Source organism: Bradyrhizobium sp. HKCCYLS3070 (assembly GCF_051167575.1).
Taxonomy (GTDB): Bacteria; Pseudomonadota; Alphaproteobacteria; order Rhizobiales; family Xanthobacteraceae; genus Bradyrhizobium.
Genome location: NZ_JBNPTI010000001.1, coordinates 1,057,305 through 1,074,874 on the forward strand (window position 1 = coordinate 1,057,305; position 17,570 = coordinate 1,074,874).

A 17,570-nucleotide genomic window follows, 5' to 3' on the forward strand; every position below is an offset into this window, starting at 1 on the left:
CTGCTCCGGGAAATCCTGGGGATCGAGTAGCGGACGCGGTATGATGTTCGGGGGCCTGAGAGTGCATCCGTCTCGGCAGCCGCGATCCCGGATGTCGCTCTCGCTCATCCGGGTTACGAACGCTCATTCATGACAGGACCATCACCATGTCCCGCCTGCACCGGATCGACCTGCCCACCGCCGGCCGCCTCGCCATCGCGGCGCGGCCGAGGGCGGAGGACTGGCTGGCGGAGGACATCGCGGCCTGGGTGGGCGAGGGCATCGCCGTCGTCGTCAGCCTGCTGGAGCCGGCTGAGGTTCATGACCTCGGCCTTCAGCGCGAGGCCGCGCTGTGCCAGTCACACGGCATGGCCTTCGTGTCATTTCCAATCCCCGACCGTGGTCTTCCTGAGAGCCGCAGCGTAGCGTTGCGGCTCGCGCACGACCTCGCCGCGCGGCTGACGGACGGCCAGACGGTCCTGATCCATTGCCGCGCCGGCATCGGCCGCTCCGCCGTGATCGCGGCCTGCGTGATGATTCGGCTGGGCATTGATGGAGCTGAGGCCTTCGACCGGATCGCCGCCGCACGCGGCGTGCGCGTGCCGGATACGGAAGATCAGCGGGAGTGGGTGAGGACGTTCGAGCGCAAACAGATCGAGTAAAGTGCAGCGTCACCGTAGCTCCACGTCGGCGTGGAGATCGGAGAAGATGTGGAGGTGCCTATGGGGGGAATTGTCAGCCGCGAGCTAGCATCCGTATGGCACGCCAGCGACGACTAACGCGCCGATCGGGTTTACGTGCTATACCTCCGTTAGTCTCTAATCTCCTCTCGATTGGAGAGGCTCTCCATTAGACCTTCTTCAGAGCCGAAGAGCGTGTAGGCGTTAAGATTGTAATCCGATAGCTCCCGCAACACAGCCTTGCGTTCAGTGGCTTTGATGACAAACTTCTTCAGAACATCCTGCTCACGCCCCTCCGGTGAGCTATCGAATACGTTTGAGTGTTGGACGAAAGTCCAGCGTCCGTTTAAGAAATGGACGCAAACTGTATATTCGGATTGCTGAGAGAAGTGTCGCTTGTGGGCGTTAACATACGGGCCAAGTCGATGGATTTGAGGGTGTTCTGAGGAAGAAATCTTAAGCGAGCCAGTTCGCTCCGTGTAAGCAAAAATCGCTACCTCTTGCTCCGGGCCTGTTTCTGTCCGGAATGCGAAATAAGCCGCTACATAGGGAGAGTTTGACCAATCTAGGAGCGGGCTCGGAAAGCTGTGATGCCGGAGGTAAGCCATATACGCGTAGTGCGGCAAATTGCTTAGTGCTCTGCTGAATTCATCGTAATCGCGAGCCAGTACATCAATTTCTGGAATAAAGGGGAGGTCGGCCCATTTGTTGTTTGTTGCCACTTCTGCTTCCGCTTTGATGCGGAGTATCAGATGATAATATTCGGATACGGTTTCGCCGTGGCCACTTCGCTCCAATGTCGTCTCAAGATCCCAGCTCGCGTTAGATTGCCCTCGAAATAGCATTGGCGAGAATGATGGGGCCGCTTGACGGAGTTGTGCAGCTTCGGCCTTGAACTCTTCCCAAGTGCAGTGAATGCCCTCGATCATGTCTCGTCCTAGTGGTGTGTCAGCTATTGGACAGAGTCGCCGTCTTGAAAGCGATCATAGACCGCATCACAGCCCTGGCACATGAACTTGTTTCCGACCGGGAAGAGCTTCTGTTGTTGGCAGTATGTACAAAGCTCCGCGAGGAAGGTGGTTGCGTGCGGTTGAGGTTTTGGGGTCAACACTGCTCGTGCTTCATCCACGATCTTGCGAACTCTCGCAGCAGCAGCAGGCCGTTCTAGTTCCTCTTGCAGTTGTTCGAAGTAAATGCGTGCTGCTGCTAGGCTGATGCCGGCCTGGACTGAGAGTTCGTCCGCGGATAGCGCCTGGCGAGCCGTTTCGTCGTTGACGAGAAAGGCTGCTCCGAAAACCATGGCTTGATGCTCGGCGGATTTGAATTTAGGAATCCACCGGGACGTCGAGTTTCCGCTGCGACGTCTTGGCAGCGCTGCGCCTTGCATGAGCTTGGTTATATGCAGGGTCGCGTGCCCGAGTTCGTGGCAAATTGTGAACCTCGCGTATCCGTCACCCAAAAAGGCTTTGTGCCGGATGCGCCTCGGGATCTTTATCAAGACCCGCGATCCGTCATAGGTGGTCAGCCCCGAATCGCCGGGCAGATCTTCGTCTGAGGTGACTTCAAGCTTAAATGGCTTTGGTCCGTGAATAGTCCAGATGTTTGGAATCTGCTCAAGTATCAGTGGATCTATACGTACGGCATCGCCAAGTCCTAAAGACCGGCGTTGGGTCTTTGCGTGAGCGCGAATTTCTATATCTCGCAGTGGATCAACCAAATAGTCGTCGGCTGACATCAGCTACCTCGCTTTTGAATTGGCCCCCCTCAGACACCTATATTGTAAAATGCCCGGGCGTTTACCCGGGCATTTCCAATTCCAAATTTTGTCACGAACACCCCGTCGTGCTTCCGCACGTATCGCACTTCATGCAGGTCCCGTTCCGCACCAGGGTGAAGTTGCCGCACTCCGAGCACATCTCGCCTTCGTAGCCCTTGGCCTTGGCTTCGGCGCGGCGTTCGGCCTTGGAGGCCACTTGCGTGTTGGCCGTGCCGGCCTTGCTCCATTGCAGCGCCTCGAGCTTCTCGGTGGGCGAGAGGTCGTGCTGCGGCTCCTGCTTCAGGGCGACGGCGCCGTCGAGGGAGTCACCGGTGCGGGCGTGGGAGAGGGCGGTGAGATTCACCCCACCCCGATCGGAAGCGGAGCTTCCGATCGACCCTCCCCCTGAAGGGGAGGGTGACGAGGAGCCGCCGCGCATCACCACGAGGTTGTCGGTGCGCGAGCGGGTCAGGCCGCGCGAGACGTATTTCGCGGCCTGCTGGCTCGGGCCGTCCTCCGACGGCTTGCCTTCGTCGACGCCGCGGCCGAGCGCGTCGAAATTGCTCTCGGACGGATCGACATGGGCGAGGTCGAAGCGCGACATGTAGCTGACGGCGAGCTCGCGGAACACGTAGTCGAGGATCGACGTCGCATACTTGATCGAGTCGTTGCCCTGCACGGGACCGGCCGGCTCGAAGCGGGTGAAGGTGAAGGCGTCGACATACTCCTCCAGCGGCACGCCGTACTGGAGGCCGAGCGACACCGCGATGGCGAAGTTGTTGATGAAGGAGCGCAGTGCCGCGCCCTCCTTGTGCATGTCGATGAAGATCTCGCCGAGGCGGCCGTCGTCATACTCGCCGGTGCGCAAATACACCTTGTGGCCGCCGACGACCGCCTTCTGGGTGTAGCCCTTGCGGCGATCCGGCATCTTCTCGCGCTCGCGCATCACGACGATGCGCTCGACCAGCTTCTCGACGATCTTCTCCGAGACCTGCGTGGCGCGCGCCGCCATCGGCTTGTCGTAGAAGGACTCGACCGCATCGTCCTCGTCCTCATCGTCGGCGATGAGCTGCGAGTTCAGTGGCTGCGACAGCTTCGAGCCGTCGCGGTAGAGCGCGTTGGCCTTCAGCGCGAGCTTCCACGACAAGAGATACGCCGCCTTGCAGTCCTCGACCGTGGCGTCGTTCGGCATGTTGATGGTCTTGGAGATCGCACCCGAGATGAACGGCTGCGCCGCCGCCATCATGCGGATGTGGCTCTCGACCGAGAGATAGCGCTTGCCGATCTTGCCGCAGGGGTTGGCGCAGTCGAACACCGAATAGTGCTCCGCCTTCAGATGCGGCGCGCCCTCGACCGTCATCGCGCCGCAGATGTGCACGTTGGCGGCCTCGATCTCGCGCTTGGTGAAGCCGATCGCGGTGAGCAGGTCGAAGGTGGGGGCGGCGATCGCCTCAGTGGTGACGCCGAGCTGCTTGACGATGAAGTCCTCGCCGAGCGTCCACTTGTTGAACACGAACTTGATGTCGAACGCGGTCGGCAGCGCCTTCTCGACCTTGGCGATGGCCTCGTCGGTGAAGCCCTTGGCCTTCAGGGTGGTGGCGTTGACGCCGGGGGCGTTCGACAGCGAGCCGTGACCGACCGCATAGGCCTCGATCTCGGCGATCTCGCTCTCGCGATAGCCGAGCACGCGCAGGGCTGCGGGCACGGCGCGGTTGATGATCTTGAAGTAGCCGCCGCCGGCCAGCTTCTTGAACTTCACCAGCGCGAAATCAGGCTCGATGCCGGTGGTGTCGCAGTCCATCACCAGGCCGATGGTGCCGGTGGGGGCGACCACGGTGACCTGGGCGTTGCGGTAGCCGTTGGTCTCGCCGAGCGCGAGCGCGTCGTCCCAGGCCTGGATGGCGTGGCTGACCAGCGAGACCTGCGGGCAGTGGGCGTGGTCGAGCGGCACCGGGGCGACCGAGAGCGCCTCATAGCCGGTCGCCTCGCCGCGCGCGGCGCGGCGATGGTTGCGGATGACGCGCAGCATGTGCGCGGCGTTCTTCTTGTAGCCGGGGAAGGATCCGAGCTCGCCGGCCATCTCGGCGGAGGTCTTGTAGGCGATGCCGGTCATGATGGCCGAGAGCGCGCCGCACAGCGCGCGGCCTTCCTTGGAGTCGTAGGACAGGCCCATGGTCATCAACAGGCCGCCGATATTGGCATAGCCGAGGCCCAGCGTGCGGAACTCGTAGGAGAGCTCGGCAATCGCCTTCGACGGGAACTGCGCCATCAGCACGGAGATCTCGAGCACGACCGTCCAGAGCCGGCAGAGATGCTCGTAGGCGCCGACGTCGAAGTGCTTCGTTTCCGTGTTGTAGAACGTCAGCAGGTTGGCCGAGGCCAGGTTGCACGCGGTGTCGTCCAGGAACATGTATTCCGAGCACGGATTGGACGCGCGGATGTCGCCGGACGCCTTGCAGGTGTGCCAGTCGTTCATCGTGGTGTTGAAGTGCAGGCCGGGATCGGCCGAGGCCCAGGCGGCGTGGCCGATCTTCTCCCAGAGGTCCCTGGCCTTCAGCGTCTTGACGACCTTCTTGTTGGTGCGGCCGATCAGATTCCAGTCGCCGTCGGTCTCGACCGCGCGGAGGAAGTCGTCCTTCAGCGACACCGAGTTGTTGGAGTTCTGGCCGGACACCGTGAGATAGGCTTCCGAATCCCAGTCCGTGTCGTAGATCGGGAAGTCGATGTCCTTGTAGCCCTGCTTGGCGAACTGGATCACCCGCTTGATGTAGTTGTCGGGCACCAGCGCGCGACGCGCGAGCTTGATCTCGCGGCGCAGCGCCGGGTTCTTCTCGGGATCGAAGCAGTCGTCGCCGGAGCCCTCGCAATTGACGCAGGCCTTCATCACGGCCTTGAGGTGCTTCTGGTTGATCTTGGAGCCGGTGACCAGCGCCGCGACCTTCTGCTCCTCCTTCACCTTCCAGTCGATATAGGCCTCGATGTCCGGATGGTCGGCGTCGACCACCACCATCTTGGCGGCGCGGCGGGTGGTGCCGCCCGACTTGATCGCGCCGGCAGCGCGGTCGCCGATCTTGAGGAAGCTCATCAGGCCGGACGAGCGGCCGCCGCCCGACAGCCGCTCGCCTTCGCCGCGCAGCCGCGAGAAGTTGGAGCCGGTGCCGGAGCCGTATTTGAACAGGCGCGCCTCGCGCACCCACAGGTCCATGATGCCGCCGTCATTGACGAGGTCGTCCTCGACGCCCTGGATGAAGCAGGCGTGCGGCTGCGGATGCTCGTAGGACGACTTCGACTTGGTCAGCTTGCCGGTCTTGTAGTCGACGTAATAGTGGCCCTGGCCGGGGCCGTCGATGCCGTAGGCCCAGTGCAGGCCGGTGTTGAACCATTGCGGCGAGTTCGGCGCGACCATCTGCTTGGCGAGCATGACGCGGAGCTCGTCATAGAACGCCTGCGCGTCCGCTTCCGAGGAGAAGTAGTTGCCCTTCCAGCCCCAATAGGTCCAGCAGCCGGCGAGACGGTCGAACACCTGCTTGGCCGAGCGCTCGCTGCCGTAGCGCTCGTTCTCAGGCAGCGCAGCCAGCGCCTCGGTGTCGGGCACCGAGCGCCACAGCCACGACGGCACGCTCTCTTCCTCGACCTTCTTCAACTTGGCGGCAACGCCGGCCTTGCGGAAATACTTCTGCGCCAGCACGTCGGAGGCGACCTGCGACCAGAACTCGGGGACCTCGACATTCTCGAGCCGGAACACCACGGAGCCATCCGGATTCTTGATCTCGGACGTGGTCAGGCGGAAGTCGATCCCTGCATAGGGCGACTGTCCTTCGGTGGTGTTGCGCCGTTCAATCCGCATCGCGAGCCCCAATAGTTCTTGCCGGACCGCGCTTGGCGGCCGGGATCATTGCATCCAAGGGCGGCGGCTGGAAGTCCCCGGACGCTGCCGGAAAATTCGTCTGCCGCCGCAGTTCAACCGGTTGCCCGGTCCGCATCTGTTCAGCCTCGAAGGCGAAGGCCTTGCGCCGTTGTCCGGCGTCTCGCCCCGTCTTCCTGCGCGGGGCGTGCAGCCCGTCCGCTGCCCGCACCGTCCGTTCTCAACGCGTCACTCCCGCCGTTCTGCTCCGTCGTCCCTGCAGGGGAGGCCCCACATCTAGTGGGTTCCCTGTCGGGGCGCGTCGGCGCAGCGATGGTCTACAGGGCAGACGGCGACCCACGCCCGCTGCCGTGGCGACGGCGGCGTGGTCGTCTTCGAACCCTCTCGAGGGAAGCGGCCGGCCAGACCCGAAACATGACTGTGCGCCGAACCGGGCCGGAAGCTAGGACGACTCCGCTCCACCCGTCAAGGACTAGTACAGGTTCCTAAATCAAACACTAAATATGGGGGAAAGTACGGGATAACCAGGGCGTGTGCCGGTATCGTGATGGCCGTAACTATCGGCGAGTCCTCGCGGATTCGAAACCGAAAAAATTTGTGCCGCAGGCTGTCCACAGGGCTTCGTCCCGCTGTTCACAGGGGCAGATTTATTCGCGTGCGAATGACGTGTTTCGCTTGCATCAGCGGGACTCACGGGCGCCTACGGAGCGTTCGCGGGGCAGGCATGCCCCACAATCCCTGGTGTGGCCGGGAAAACGCCGGCAAGCTCATCGTCCCACGGACGGCGCCGGTGATTCCATGACAGACAAGCCAGTGGCCAGCGGGCGGATCACGCCCGCCGGGCTGATGTTCCTCGCCATCACCTCGCTCGGCTGGGGCTTCAACTGGCCGGTCACAAAGCATCTGGTCGGCGTGCTGCCGCCGCTCACTCTGCGCGGCACCACCGGGGTGGTGGGGGCGCTGCTGTTGGCGCTGCTGGCCGTCATCCGCCGCCAGAGCCTCGCCGTGCCACGGGAGGTCTGGCCGCGGCTGGTCCTGGCCGGGATGCTCAACGTCACCGCCTGGATGGTGCTGATGGGGCTGGCGCTGCTGTGGCTGCCGGCGAGCGAGGCTGCGCTGATCGCCTACACCATGCCGGTGTGGGCCTCGCTCTTGGCCTGGCCGATCCTCGGCGAGCGGCCGACGCTGTTGCGCGTGCTCGCGCTGGTGCTGGCGTTCGCCGGGCTGGCTTCGATCATGGGCAGCAACGGGCTCAACGCCAGCCGCGACAAGCTGCCGGGCATCCTGATGGTGCTCGGTGGCGCGTTCGGCTTCGCGCTCGGCACGGTCATGGCCAAGAAGCTCCCGATCAGGCTGCCGCCGCTGTCGGCGGCGGCCTGGCAGATCGGCATCGGCTGCGTGCCGATCGTGCTCGTGGGCTTCGCGGTCGAGCATTCCGACTGGACGAAGCTGGATCAGCTCGACTGGGCGCTGATGTTCTATTCCACCGTGATCCAGTTCTGCGTCGCCTATGTCGCCTGGTTCGCGGCGCTGTCGCGGCTGCCGGCCTCGGTGGCGGCGATCGGCACCATGGCGGTGCCGGTGATCGGCGTCCTGGCCTCCGCGATCGCGCTGCGCGAGCCGCTCGGGGCAGGGCAGGTGGCCGCGCTGGCCTTCACGCTGGCCGCGGTGGCGATGGCGACCCGCGGCTAACGCCAGCCGGCCGCCGGCTTGCCGTCCAGCGCCCGCCGCACCATCTGCGCGAGCTCGGCGCGGCGATACGGCTTGGTCAGCAGCAGCGCGTCCGGCACGAGCTGCCGATTCTCGACCATCTCATCGCCGGTATAGCCGGAGGTGTAGAGCACTGGGAGCGCGGGGCGCGTGGTCATGATGGTTTCGGCGAGCTGCCGGCCGCTGATGCCGCCGGGCATGATGACGTCGGTGAACAGCAGGTCGAAGGGCTGGTTCCGCGCGGCGATCGCCAGCGCCTCCGAGGCCTGCGAGGCGACGAGGGTGGTGTAGCCGAGGCCCTGCAACTGGGCGAGCACGAAGTCGCGCACCAGCGGATCGTCCTCGACCACCAGGATCGTCTCGCGGCCATGCGGCAGCGCCTGCTCGTGCTCCTTCTCGATCTGCTGCGTCGCCTGCGCCGCCGGCAGATAGAGCCGGATCGTCGTGCCGCGGTTCTGCTCGCTCTGAAGCTTGACGTGGCCGCCGGACTGCCTGACGAAGCCATAGACCATGCTGAGGCCGAGGCCGGAGCCCTTGCCGGCATCCTTGGTGGTGAAGAACGGCTCGAAGGCGCGGTCCTTCACCTCCAGCGGCATGCCGCTGCCGGTGTCGCTGACCGCGACCATGACGTAGGAACCGGGCACGATGCCGGGATTGGCCGCTGCATGGGCCGCGTCGAGCGTGGTCTTCGCCGTCTCCAGCAGCAGCCTGCCGCCATCGGGCATCGCATCGCGCGCGTTGATCGCCATGTTGACCAGCGCGTTCGCGAGCTGCGCGGAATCGACATGGGCGATGAGATCCTCGTCGGCGAGAACGGTCCTGATCTCGACCTGCTCGCCGAGGGTCGGCCGCAGCAGCTTGGCGATGTCCTCCACCGTGGCGTTGACGTCGATGTCGCGCGGACGCAGCGGCTGCTTGCGGGCGAAGGCGAGCAGATGCCGGATCAGCTCGGTGCAGCGATCGGTGGCCCTGCCGATCAGGGCTGCGAACTCGGCCGCCGCCGGCCGGTCCTGCACCGCGTCGATCAGGACCTCGATCGACCCGGTGATGATCGTCAGCATGTTGTTGAAGTCGTGCGCGACGCCGCCGGTGAGCTTGCCGATGGCATCGAGCTTCTGCGCCTGCTGCAGTAGGCGCTCGGTCTCGTGCACGTCGGTGACGTCGTGATACACCAGCGCGGCGCCACTGATCGCGCCTGCGGAATTGCGCAGCGGCCGCCCGCTGACCATCAGGCGAAACTGCGGCCGGCCGTCGGTCGGCTTGACCACGACCTCGCGGCGGTCGAACGACAGCCCGCACAAGGCGCGCGCGATCGGGAGCTCCTCGTCGACGATGCGGGTGACGGCGTCGCTCTCGTAGAACTGGTTGGCAGCCTGCATCTCGGCGAAGGTCTTGCCCACATTCGTTCCCAGGAAACGTCCCATCGCCTGGTTCGACAGCATGATCGTGCCTTCGGGATCGACGACGAGGACGCCCTCGGCCATGCTGTTGAAGGTGTTCGTGAGAATGGCGGAGAAGCGGCGCAGCGCGTCATAGGCGGCGGCGAGATCGCTGCGCTGCTGCACGGCCTGGGCTTCCAGCGAGGTCGCGGTCTCCCGTGACCGGGTGAGGGACGAGCGCAGCGCCCGGTCGGAAAGATGAGCGCGCCGGACGAGATAGGCCGACATCAGGAGCAGCAGGCCGACGCCGGCGAGGTCGATCGCCAGCAGCCAGGATCCGGTTCGTCGCGAGATCGTGGCGCGGTCCGCCAGCAGCCGGCGCTCCTCATCGGTAAAGGCGTCGAGCGCCTGGTTGATCGTCGTCATCGCCGCCGGACCGGCCGCGCTCGCCGCCAGCGCCTCCGGGCCGTCGCGATCGTTCGCCGCGTGGCGACGGATCAGTTCGCCGGCAAGCTGAATACGCCGCTGCACGATGCCATAAATCGATCGCAGCCGCTCGCTCTGCGAGGAATTGTCCCGGACGAGCTCTCGCAGGTCCGCCCAGGCCGCAGGAATAAGTCCACTCGTCGCCTGAAACTCTGCGATGAACCGGTCGGCTCCGGACAATGCGAAGCCGCGCGAGGCGGCTTCTGACTGTCGCAGCAGGGCGCGGAGCTCGGAGGATTTCTCCAGCACCTCCATCGTGTGCTCGACCAGGGCGGTATCGTTGCGCGCCTTGATGTCCAGTCCCGTCGACGCGGCGCCGATCGCGAGCAGGGTTCCAAGGCCAAGCCCGATCACCACCCGCCGGCGGATCATCGGTGGCCTCCAATGGCGCGGGATGCCGTCGCGTCCTGCCAATTGCATGGGGTAGGTTTCCATTGGAATTTGTGGCGCCCAGCTCCGTGACGATCGCAGTTCCGATCTGCGCGATGGTCAAGTCAGGAGAAGTGAGCGCGCGTCGGCGCGTCCTCGGAAAAGGCGTTCTCGGCCAAGGCATCATCGGCCAAGGCGTCATCCACGGGGCCTGCCAGCGCCAGCCGCACCATCTTGGCGAGCTCCGACTTGCGATAGGGCTTGGTGAGCAGCAGCGCAGCCTGGTCGAGGCGACCGTGCTCGACCATCGCATTGTCGGTATAGCCGGACGTGTACAGCACCTTGGTGCCGGGCCGCTGCCGCAGCGCCTCCTCGGCGAGCTCCTTGCCGTTGACGCCGCCGGGCATGATGACGTCGGTGAACAGGAGATCGAAGCTTTGGCCGGAGTCGATCTTGGCCAGCGCCTCGACCCCGGTCGATGCGGTGATGGTCTTGTAGCCGAGGCTCTGCAACTGTGAGACGACGAAGTCCTGCACCAGTGGATCGTCCTCGACGATGAAGATGGTCTCCTCGCCGCGCGGCGGCGGGGGCTCGGGCGGAGCAGGGCTCGCAGCCTGTCCCTTGGGCACAGGGATGTAGAGCCGGATCGTGGTGCCCCGTCCTTCCTCGCTGTAGATCTTGATGTGGCCGCCGGATTGCTTGACGAAGCCGTAGACCATGCTGAGGCCGAGGCCGGAGCCCTTGCCGGCTTCCTTCGTCGTGAAGAAGGGTTCGAAGGCGCGGTCGCGGACCTCCGGCAACATGCCAGTACCCGTGTCGCTGACGGCGACCATGACATAGGGGCCGGGCGTCACGCCGGCGTTGGCTGAGGCATAGGCCTCATCGAGCTCCACCCTGCGCGATTCCAGCAGCAGCTTGCCGCCATTGGGCATCGCGTCGCGGGCGTTGATCGCCATGTTGACCAGCGAGTTGGCGAGCTGCGCCGAATCGATGTGCGTGATCAGCGTCTCCTCTTCGAGGATCGAGTTGATCTCGATCTGCTCGCCGAGCGTCGGACGCAGCAGCTTTGCGATGTCGAGAATCGTGCTGTTGACGTCGCTGTCGCGCGGATGCAGCGGCTGCTTGCGGGCGAAGGCGAGCAGATGCCGGATCAGCTCGGTGCAGCGGTCTGCCGCCTGTCCGATCAGCGCCGCGGTCGCCGCGGCGGCGGGGCGGTCCTTCACCTCGTCGGCCAGCGTTTCGATGGTGCCGGTAATGATCGTCAGCATGTTGTTGAAGTCGTGTGCGACGCCGCCGGTGAGCTTGCCGATCGCATCCAGCTTCTGCGCCTGCTGCAGCAGCCGCTCGGTCTCGTGCGCCGTGGTGATGTCGTGATAGACCATCGCCGCGCCGGTAATGCCGCCCGCGGCGTCGCGCAGCGGGCGGCCGGAGATCATCAGCCGCAGCGTCTCGTCCCGGTCGGGCCGGTAGACGATCAGCTCGCGGCGGTCGAAGCTCTCGCCCCGCAACGCTCGCGGCGTCGGCAGGTCGTGTGCTGCGACAGGCGTCACGCCGTCGCTTTCGTAGACGCGGAGGCGCGCGCGGACGTCGGCCAGATTCTTTTCCGGGCTGTAGCCGAGCAGATGTTCGACCGCGGGGTTCGAGAATACCACGGTGTCGGTGGCATCGATGACGAGCACACCCTCTGCCATGCTGTTGAACGTGTTCTGCAGGATCTCGGCGGAATGGCGCAGCTTCTCATGGGCGGCGATCAGGTCGAGATGCTGTTGCTCGGCCTTTTCCGCCAGCGAGTTGGCCTCGGCTTCGGAGCGGACCAGCGACGCGCGCAGCGCACGATCGTGGAGATAGGTCCGCCGGATGAGGTAGAAGGCGATGATCAGCAGCAGCGCGAGACCGCACAGGTCGATCGTGAGCAGCAGCGATCCGGTGGATTTCGACGTCATCGAACGCTGCGTCAGCAGCTTGCGCTGATCGGCAACGAAACGGTCGAGATGGGCCGTGATCTCGCTCATGGTCGCCGGCCCTTCGGCGCGGCTTCTGAGGGCTTCGAGCCCCGCACGATCCGAGGCGGCGTGCAACCGGATCAACTCCGCAGCGAGCTCGACCCTGCGGACAATCAGGGCTTCGGTCTCGGTCAGAAGCTTCAGCGGTTCGGGATTGTCGGCCACGGCGCGCCGCAGCTCGGCCATGGCGACCGGAATTCTCGTGCTGACATCGGCAAACTCCGTCCTGAATTGATCGTCACCGACGAGTGCGTAGCCGCGAGAGGTCGCTTCCGCTTCGCGTAGCAGCAGACGCAGATCGGAGGTCTTCTGCAGGATGTCGAGCGATGAATTCACCCAGGCCGCGTCGTGGCGCGACTTGATGTCGAGCGCCGTGGACGCGGCCCCGATCGCCAGCAGCGTTCCAAGACCGAGCCCCAATGCGAGGCGCTGATAGGTCATCTGCGTTTCTCAATCATCGACATGTCCGCCAGCTGGGCCGGGGATCATCGCGGCCAGCCCCATGCATCCGAGTTTCGATGCAGCTGCGTCCAAGCAGTGAAGATATGTCGGCAAGGCGCGCCTCCTTGTTCGAAGTTCTTGGCGCGTTCGCGGGCGGCAGGCCCAAGCTGCTCACCCGCGGCGTTTGCACTGCGCGAGTCCCGCGAAAATCCATGTGTCCATCAACTGATATCAACCAAGCCTGCGAAGCGGCCAAACGGGCAGAATCACGAGCTCAAACAATATTGGACCGAAACGGGACGATCATCTGCACGTCGCGGGGCACATTTTGGAATATGGGCGAAAATCGGCCTGCAACGTGGCGCATTAGACACAGAACAAACAACAATACGGCACGAAAAAGGCGGCGAGCATAGGCTCGCCGCCCTCTGTTGTCGCAGCTACTATGTCAGACTCTTACGGACATGGATGGCGAAAGCCATCATAACCGAGATAGGTTCCCGAAGCCGGATCATACGAGCGGTACCTGCGTGCGCAGTAGCTCGGGTCGACGCCTTCGGTTCCAACGATGGCGACAGGCGCGGAGTCGTCATAGTACGAGTAGTCGGAGTAATAGTCGGGCCCGTAATAATACGGATCGTTGTAGTAGGCATAGCTGCTGCCCAATCCGATCCCGACGCCAACGCCGACACCCGGCCAGAAGCCGCCGCCGCGGTGATGCCAGCCGCCACGGTGACCGCCCTGCCAGCCGCCGCCACTCCAATTGCCGCCGCTCCAGTTGCCGCGGCCGCCACCCGTGTTGACGGCGACGTTGGCGCCGGCCGCCGGACCGCGACCCGCCAGCGCTGCGCCGCCAACGGCTGCGCGTCCGGCGAAGCTGCCGCCGCTCATCCCGGCGCCACCCGGGCCCGCCGCAAAGCCGCCGCGTCCGCCGCCGCCGATCGCTCCGCCGCCGCCACCACCGACGGCCGCGCCACCGCCCCCGCCGACGGCGGCACCACCACCGCCGCCCGGACCACGACCGCCGCCGCCGGGACCCTGGGCAAAGCTTGTCGTCGCTGCCGCCAGCGGCAGAATCAGCGCCACTGCCGCCGCAGTGCTCCATCTCTTCAGTCTGGTCATCGCTATCGCTCCATCAGGGGGGGAAAGTGACCTAACCGCAGGCCGCGGATGTCGTTCCCCGCCGCGAACCGATACATCGTCGCGGGCGGAGGCGGTGCAACACTGGACAAGATGCGGGCGGGGTGGCATCAGAACCGGGACCTTCACAGAACCGGCCCCAAGCCCATGAAACAGTTCTTTCTAAAGCTCTTCACGTGGTGGAACGGCCAGACTTTCGGCACGCAATTGTGGACCTGGCGCTTCGGCGAGCTCGTGGGGCAGGATGCACAGGGCAACCGCTATTATCGGACTGCCGGCGGCAAGATCGACCCGGTGCTGCATTTCGAGCGGCGCTGGGTGATCTATAACGGCCTGGCCGAAGCCAGCCGTATTCCGCCCGAATGGCACGGCTGGATGCATCATATGGTCGACGTGCCGCCGACTCAGGAGGGCTACAAGCCGCGCGAGTGGGAAAAGCCGCATGAGCCGAACCTGACGGGGACTGCGCTGGCGTATCGCCCGGCCGGCTCGACCTTGGGCAGCGGTCGCAGGCCAAAGGCCACCGGTGATTATCAGCCCTGGACTCCTGGCGGCTGATTCGATTTCGCTCGAGATGACCCGATCGGAAAAGGCCGCCCCGAGCTCCGGGCGGCCTCTTTACTTTCGGGAGCCTGCCAAGCCTGCGCTACGCCGGGTTGGTCCTGAGGGCGGCCGCCGCATGCTCCGCCGCCTCGATTCGCCGCTTCCGGAACGGTGCGATCCGCTCCAGCATGCGTGACACCACCTCGGACGGCGCCGTGTCGGGGGATCCAGCGGTGAAAGGGGGCGCCGGATTGTATTCGAGTCTGAGCTGGATTGCCTCCGCCGTCTGACGATCGACCAACTGCGCCACCAGGGTCAGCGCGAAGTCGATGCCGGCCGTGACGCCGCCGCCGGTGATCCGGTTGCGGTCGATGCAGACGCGCTCGGTGCTGACGGTGGCCCCGAACAGCGGCAGGCACTCGCGCGCGCTCCAATGGGTCGCCGCGCGATAGCCATCCAGCAGGCCGGCGGCGCCGAGCGCGAGCGAGCCCGTGCACACCGAGGTGACGTACCTGGCTCCTTCGGCCTGGCGGCGGATGAAGCCGATGACCTCGGCGTCATCGAGGATGGCGTCGACGCCGAAGCCGCCGGGAATGCAGATCACGTCCGCCCGCGGACAGTCAGCGAAGGTGGTGGTCGGCATCAGTGTGAGGACCGAGTCGGTCGGAATCGGCTCGATCCTCTTCCACGCCAGATGCAGTGTCGCCCCCGGCACGCTGGAGAACACCTGCACCGGACCGGTGAGATCGAGCTGGGTCAGATGTGGAAACAGGACGAGAGCGATCGAGAGCGGTTGGGCCATGGCGGTGCTCGCAGGTGTGGTGCTTGACGGCGGGCATTCTGCATGGTCCGCTGGATGGCGCATATGCCAAAGTTCCCTCGTTTCCGGACGGGCTTGGGATTTCACACTTGGGCTCACGGACTTGGGCTCACGGAGCCATCCACCATGATCGGCGTGCTCATCTACCCCGATTTTCAGTTGCTCGACGCCGCCGGACCGATCTCGGTGTTCGAGATCGCTTCGCGTTATGCGCGCGCCGCGCCATCGATCAGGGTCGTCGCCGCCACGCCCGGACCCGTGCGGTCGTCGTCAGGGGCCGAAATGCTGGCGCGCAAATTCGGTCCGGTGTCGGCGCTGACCACGCTGCTGATCGCTGGCGGCGAGGGCGTGGAAGCTGCGAGCCGCAACGCATGCACGCTGAACTTCGTTCGTAAGGTCGCGCAGCGCGGCACCCGGCTTGCCAGCATCTGTTCCGGCGCCTTCGTGCTGGCCGAAGCGGGCCTGCTGGACGGCCGGCGCGCGACCACGCATTGGCAGCGCACGCGGCAGTTCCTGCGAGCCTACCCCCAGGTGAAGCTCGAGCCTGACAGCATCTACGTCCGCGACGGCAATGTCTGGAGCTCGGCTGGGATCACTGCCGGCATCGATCTCGCACTCGCCATGGTCGCCGACGATCACGGCGAGGAGATCGCGCAGAAGACCGCACGTCAGCTCGTGCTGTATCATCGCCGCAGCGGCGGGCAGTCGCAGTTCTCCTCGCTGCTGGAGCTGAAGGCGCCGAGCGGCCGCTTCGCCGAGCTCCTGACCTGGGCGCGCGAGCATCTCGATGCGCCGCTGACGGTCGACGACCTTGCCGAGCGTGCCGGCATGAGCACGCGGCATTTCACCCGCGCCTTCGTGGCCGAGACCGGGACGACGCCGTCGAAGGCGATCGAGCGTCTCAGGCTGGAGGTGGCGCGCGATCGCGTGCAGGCTTCGCATCAGCCGATCGAGCTGGTGGCCGAGGCGACCGGCTTTCGCGATCCTGAGCGGATGCGCCGCGCCTTCATTCGCGCCTTCGGCCAGCCGCCGCAGGCCCTGCGGCGCGCGGCACGCCTCACCGCCTGACCTGGATCAGTGGACGAGCGGCCGCGGGCGACGATCCTCGATGGCAGTTGATACAAGTTAAAGTTGTGTGACATGCGCGAGGCGCGCATAGTACGCGCATTGCCACTTTGTCCATGGAGGATACGATGCGCGTATTTCTGTCCCTGATTTTGTTTGCTGCTGCCGCGGTCAGCAGTGTCGACAGCGCTTTTGCGGCAAAAGCCGAAGTCACCGGAATGTGCGTCTGCAAGAAAGGCGGCAGCACGATCGAGACCTATAGCGAGACGATCTGTGTGAAGAACGATCATGCGGGCTGCACATCCGCGAAGGTCGCCTGCGTGAATGCCTATGCCGCCACCTGCAGCGGCAAGGGCGGCACGATTTCACAGTCGACCAACAAGTGCAAAGTCGGCGGCAAGTGCTGAGCGGCGAACTCAGCCGTTCGACCTGGACGTTCTGAACGTCCGAGGCGCAAGAAGTCCCGCGCGACGGACATCGGCGCATGTCCGTCCGCGTGTTGGCATCGGCAGGTGTGAGACCTATAGTCCGCCCCGCGAAACCGAGGGGTAGACGAGGCGCGATGCGTGTCACCATCATCACCGGCAGCGGGGCCGGCATCGGCGCTGCGGTGGCGCGCCGCGTGGCCGCACCTGGGCAGGCCTTGATGCTGCACGGGCAGGGGGCTGACGAAGCAGGTCTCGCGCGTCTGCGGAACGTCGCCGCGGCGTGCCGGGAGGCCGGCGCCGAAGCCGAGTTTCATTGCGGCGATCTGGCCAGGCAGGGCGTTGCCACCGAGCTGGCGGCTGCGGCACGAACGCGGTTCGGCCGGATCGACGCGGTGGTGCATGCTGCCGGCTTTGCCGACCGCCGCAGCTTTCGCGATCTGCCGCGCGACGGGCTCGACCGCTCACTCGCAGTGATGCCCGCGGCATTTCATGAGCTCGCCAGCGCCGCGCTCCCTGACCTCGTGCAGAGCACCCATGCGCGCGCGGTCGCGATCTCCAGCTTCGTCGCGCACCGCTTCGTGCCGGGCGGCACCTTCCCGGCCTCAGCCGCCGCCAAGGCGGCGCTGGAGGCGCTGGTGAAATGCCTCGCCATCGAGCTGGCTGCGTGCGGCGGCACCGCGAATGTCGTCATGCCCGGCTATACGCGCAAGGATGCGGGACGGCTCGGCTCGCTCGATCCGGCCGCGTGGCAGACGGCGGCGGCGGCCAATCCGCAACAGCGCCTCGCCGAGCCCGACGACATCGCTGCGGCCGTGACCTTCCTGCTGTCGAAAGACGCCGGCCACGTCACCGGCGCGGTGCTGCCGGTCGATGGCGGCCTGACCCTGATGTAAGCAGCAGATGGAT

The 17,570-nt window shown here is 65.2% G+C and carries 13 protein-coding genes; 6 read left to right on the forward strand and 7 right to left on the reverse strand.

Features of this window, described 5'->3' with window-relative positions; genetic code table 11:
• Positions 1–146: 146 nt before the first annotated feature.
• Positions 147–641, forward strand: coding sequence for a protein-tyrosine phosphatase family protein (locus ACQR03_RS04905; RefSeq protein ID WP_315712246.1), 495 nt, complete (start codon positions 147–149; stop codon positions 639–641).
• A gap of 149 nt (positions 642–790) precedes the next feature.
• Here the strand turns inward: ACQR03_RS04905 and ACQR03_RS04910 are convergent, their stop codons facing one another.
• The 3 genes from ACQR03_RS04910 to ACQR03_RS04920 form a co-directional block, all read right to left on the reverse strand.
• Positions 791–1,588 (reverse strand): FRG domain-containing protein, encoded by a 798-nt coding sequence (locus ACQR03_RS04910; RefSeq protein WP_434840994.1) that lies wholly within the window; start codon positions 1,586–1,588, stop codon positions 791–793.
• Between the two features lie 23 nt (positions 1,589–1,611).
• Positions 1,612–2,394, reverse strand: coding sequence for an ImmA/IrrE family metallo-endopeptidase (locus ACQR03_RS04915; protein ID WP_434840995.1), 783 nt, complete (start codon positions 2,392–2,394; stop codon positions 1,612–1,614).
• A gap of 91 nt (positions 2,395–2,485) precedes the next feature.
• Positions 2,486–6,262, reverse strand: a complete 3,777-nt coding sequence (locus ACQR03_RS04920; protein WP_434840996.1) for a vitamin B12-dependent ribonucleotide reductase — start codon at positions 6,260–6,262, stop codon at positions 2,486–2,488.
• Positions 6,263–7,078: 816 nt separating this feature from the next.
• Here ACQR03_RS04920 and ACQR03_RS04925 point away from each other — a divergent pair.
• Positions 7,079–7,972, forward strand: coding sequence for a DMT family transporter (locus tag ACQR03_RS04925; RefSeq protein ID WP_434840997.1), 894 nt, complete (start codon positions 7,079–7,081; stop codon positions 7,970–7,972).
• Here the strand turns inward: ACQR03_RS04925 and ACQR03_RS04930 are convergent.
• The 3 genes from ACQR03_RS04930 to ACQR03_RS04940 all read right to left on the reverse strand — a co-directional run bounded on the left by ACQR03_RS04930 (position 7,969) and on the right by ACQR03_RS04940 (position 13,790).
• Positions 7,969–10,227, reverse strand: a complete 2,259-nt coding sequence (locus tag ACQR03_RS04930) for a CHASE3 domain-containing protein (protein ID WP_434840998.1) — start codon at positions 10,225–10,227, stop codon at positions 7,969–7,971. The genes ACQR03_RS04925 and ACQR03_RS04930 overlap by 4 nt on opposite strands.
• Before the next feature lie 122 nt (positions 10,228–10,349).
• On the reverse strand, positions 10,350–12,668 hold the full coding sequence (locus ACQR03_RS04935; protein WP_316170454.1) for a CHASE3 domain-containing protein: 2,319 nt from the start codon (positions 12,666–12,668) through the stop codon (positions 10,350–10,352).
• Positions 12,669–13,124: 456 nt separating this feature from the next.
• Positions 13,125–13,790 carry a BA14K family protein gene (locus ACQR03_RS04940; RefSeq protein ID WP_316170455.1) on the reverse strand — a complete coding sequence of 222 codons (666 nt, stop codon included), beginning with the start codon at positions 13,788–13,790 and terminating at the stop codon, positions 13,125–13,127.
• Between the two features lie 165 nt (positions 13,791–13,955).
• Between ACQR03_RS04940 and ACQR03_RS04945 the strand changes: the two genes are divergently transcribed.
• Positions 13,956–14,366, forward strand: a complete 411-nt coding sequence (locus ACQR03_RS04945; protein WP_315712239.1) for an NADH:ubiquinone oxidoreductase subunit NDUFA12 — start codon at positions 13,956–13,958, stop codon at positions 14,364–14,366.
• Between the two features lie 88 nt (positions 14,367–14,454).
• On the opposite strand, the gene ACQR03_RS04950 is transcribed toward ACQR03_RS04945, so the two are convergent.
• The gene (locus ACQR03_RS04950; protein WP_434840999.1) at positions 14,455–15,153 is read right to left on the reverse strand and encodes a DJ-1/PfpI family protein; all 699 of its coding nucleotides are present in this window, start codon (positions 15,151–15,153) and stop codon (positions 14,455–14,457) included.
• Between the two features lie 144 nt (positions 15,154–15,297).
• Here ACQR03_RS04950 and ACQR03_RS04955 point away from each other — a divergent pair, with 144 nt between their 5' ends.
• From ACQR03_RS04955 to ACQR03_RS04965, 3 genes are all read left to right on the forward strand, one after another.
• Complete coding sequence (locus ACQR03_RS04955) at positions 15,298–16,239, forward strand: GlxA family transcriptional regulator (protein WP_315712236.1); 942 nt, start codon at positions 15,298–15,300, stop codon at positions 16,237–16,239.
• A 125-nt stretch (positions 16,240–16,364) separates the two neighbouring features.
• Complete coding sequence (locus ACQR03_RS04960) at positions 16,365–16,643, forward strand: hypothetical protein (RefSeq protein ID WP_434841000.1); 279 nt, start codon at positions 16,365–16,367, stop codon at positions 16,641–16,643.
• A gap of 155 nt (positions 16,644–16,798) precedes the next feature.
• Positions 16,799–17,557 (forward strand): SDR family NAD(P)-dependent oxidoreductase, encoded by a 759-nt coding sequence (locus ACQR03_RS04965; protein WP_434841001.1) that lies wholly within the window; start codon positions 16,799–16,801, stop codon positions 17,555–17,557.
• Positions 17,558–17,570: the final 13 nt, after the last annotated feature.

Coding starts and splice junctions, on each gene's coding strand:
- ACQR03_RS04955 (WP_315712236.1), top strand. CDS start 15,298: ATGATCGGCGTGCTCATCTACCCCGATTTTCAGTTGCTCGACGCCGCC.
- ACQR03_RS04950 (WP_434840999.1), bottom strand. CDS start 15,153: ATGGCCCAACCGCTCTCGATCGCTCTCGTCCTGTTTCCACATCTGACC.
- ACQR03_RS04960 (WP_434841000.1), top strand. CDS start 16,365: ATGCGCGTATTTCTGTCCCTGATTTTGTTTGCTGCTGCCGCGGTCAGC.
- ACQR03_RS04945 (WP_315712239.1), top strand. CDS start 13,956: ATGAAACAGTTCTTTCTAAAGCTCTTCACGTGGTGGAACGGCCAGACT.
- ACQR03_RS04905 (WP_315712246.1), top strand. CDS start 147: ATGTCCCGCCTGCACCGGATCGACCTGCCCACCGCCGGCCGCCTCGCC.
- ACQR03_RS04940 (WP_316170455.1), bottom strand. CDS start 13,790: ATGACCAGACTGAAGAGATGGAGCACTGCGGCGGCAGTGGCGCTGATT.
- ACQR03_RS04930 (WP_434840998.1), bottom strand. CDS start 10,227: ATGATCCGCCGGCGGGTGGTGATCGGGCTTGGCCTTGGAACCCTGCTC.
- ACQR03_RS04935 (WP_316170454.1), bottom strand. CDS start 12,668: ATGACCTATCAGCGCCTCGCATTGGGGCTCGGTCTTGGAACGCTGCTG.
- ACQR03_RS04910 (WP_434840994.1), bottom strand. CDS start 1,588: ATGATCGAGGGCATTCACTGCACTTGGGAAGAGTTCAAGGCCGAAGCT.
- ACQR03_RS04925 (WP_434840997.1), top strand. CDS start 7,079: ATGACAGACAAGCCAGTGGCCAGCGGGCGGATCACGCCCGCCGGGCTG.
- ACQR03_RS04920 (WP_434840996.1), bottom strand. CDS start 6,262: ATGCGGATTGAACGGCGCAACACCACCGAAGGACAGTCGCCCTATGCA.
- ACQR03_RS04965 (WP_434841001.1), top strand. CDS start 16,799: ATGCGTGTCACCATCATCACCGGCAGCGGGGCCGGCATCGGCGCTGCG.
- ACQR03_RS04915 (WP_434840995.1), bottom strand. CDS start 2,394: ATGTCAGCCGACGACTATTTGGTTGATCCACTGCGAGATATAGAAATT.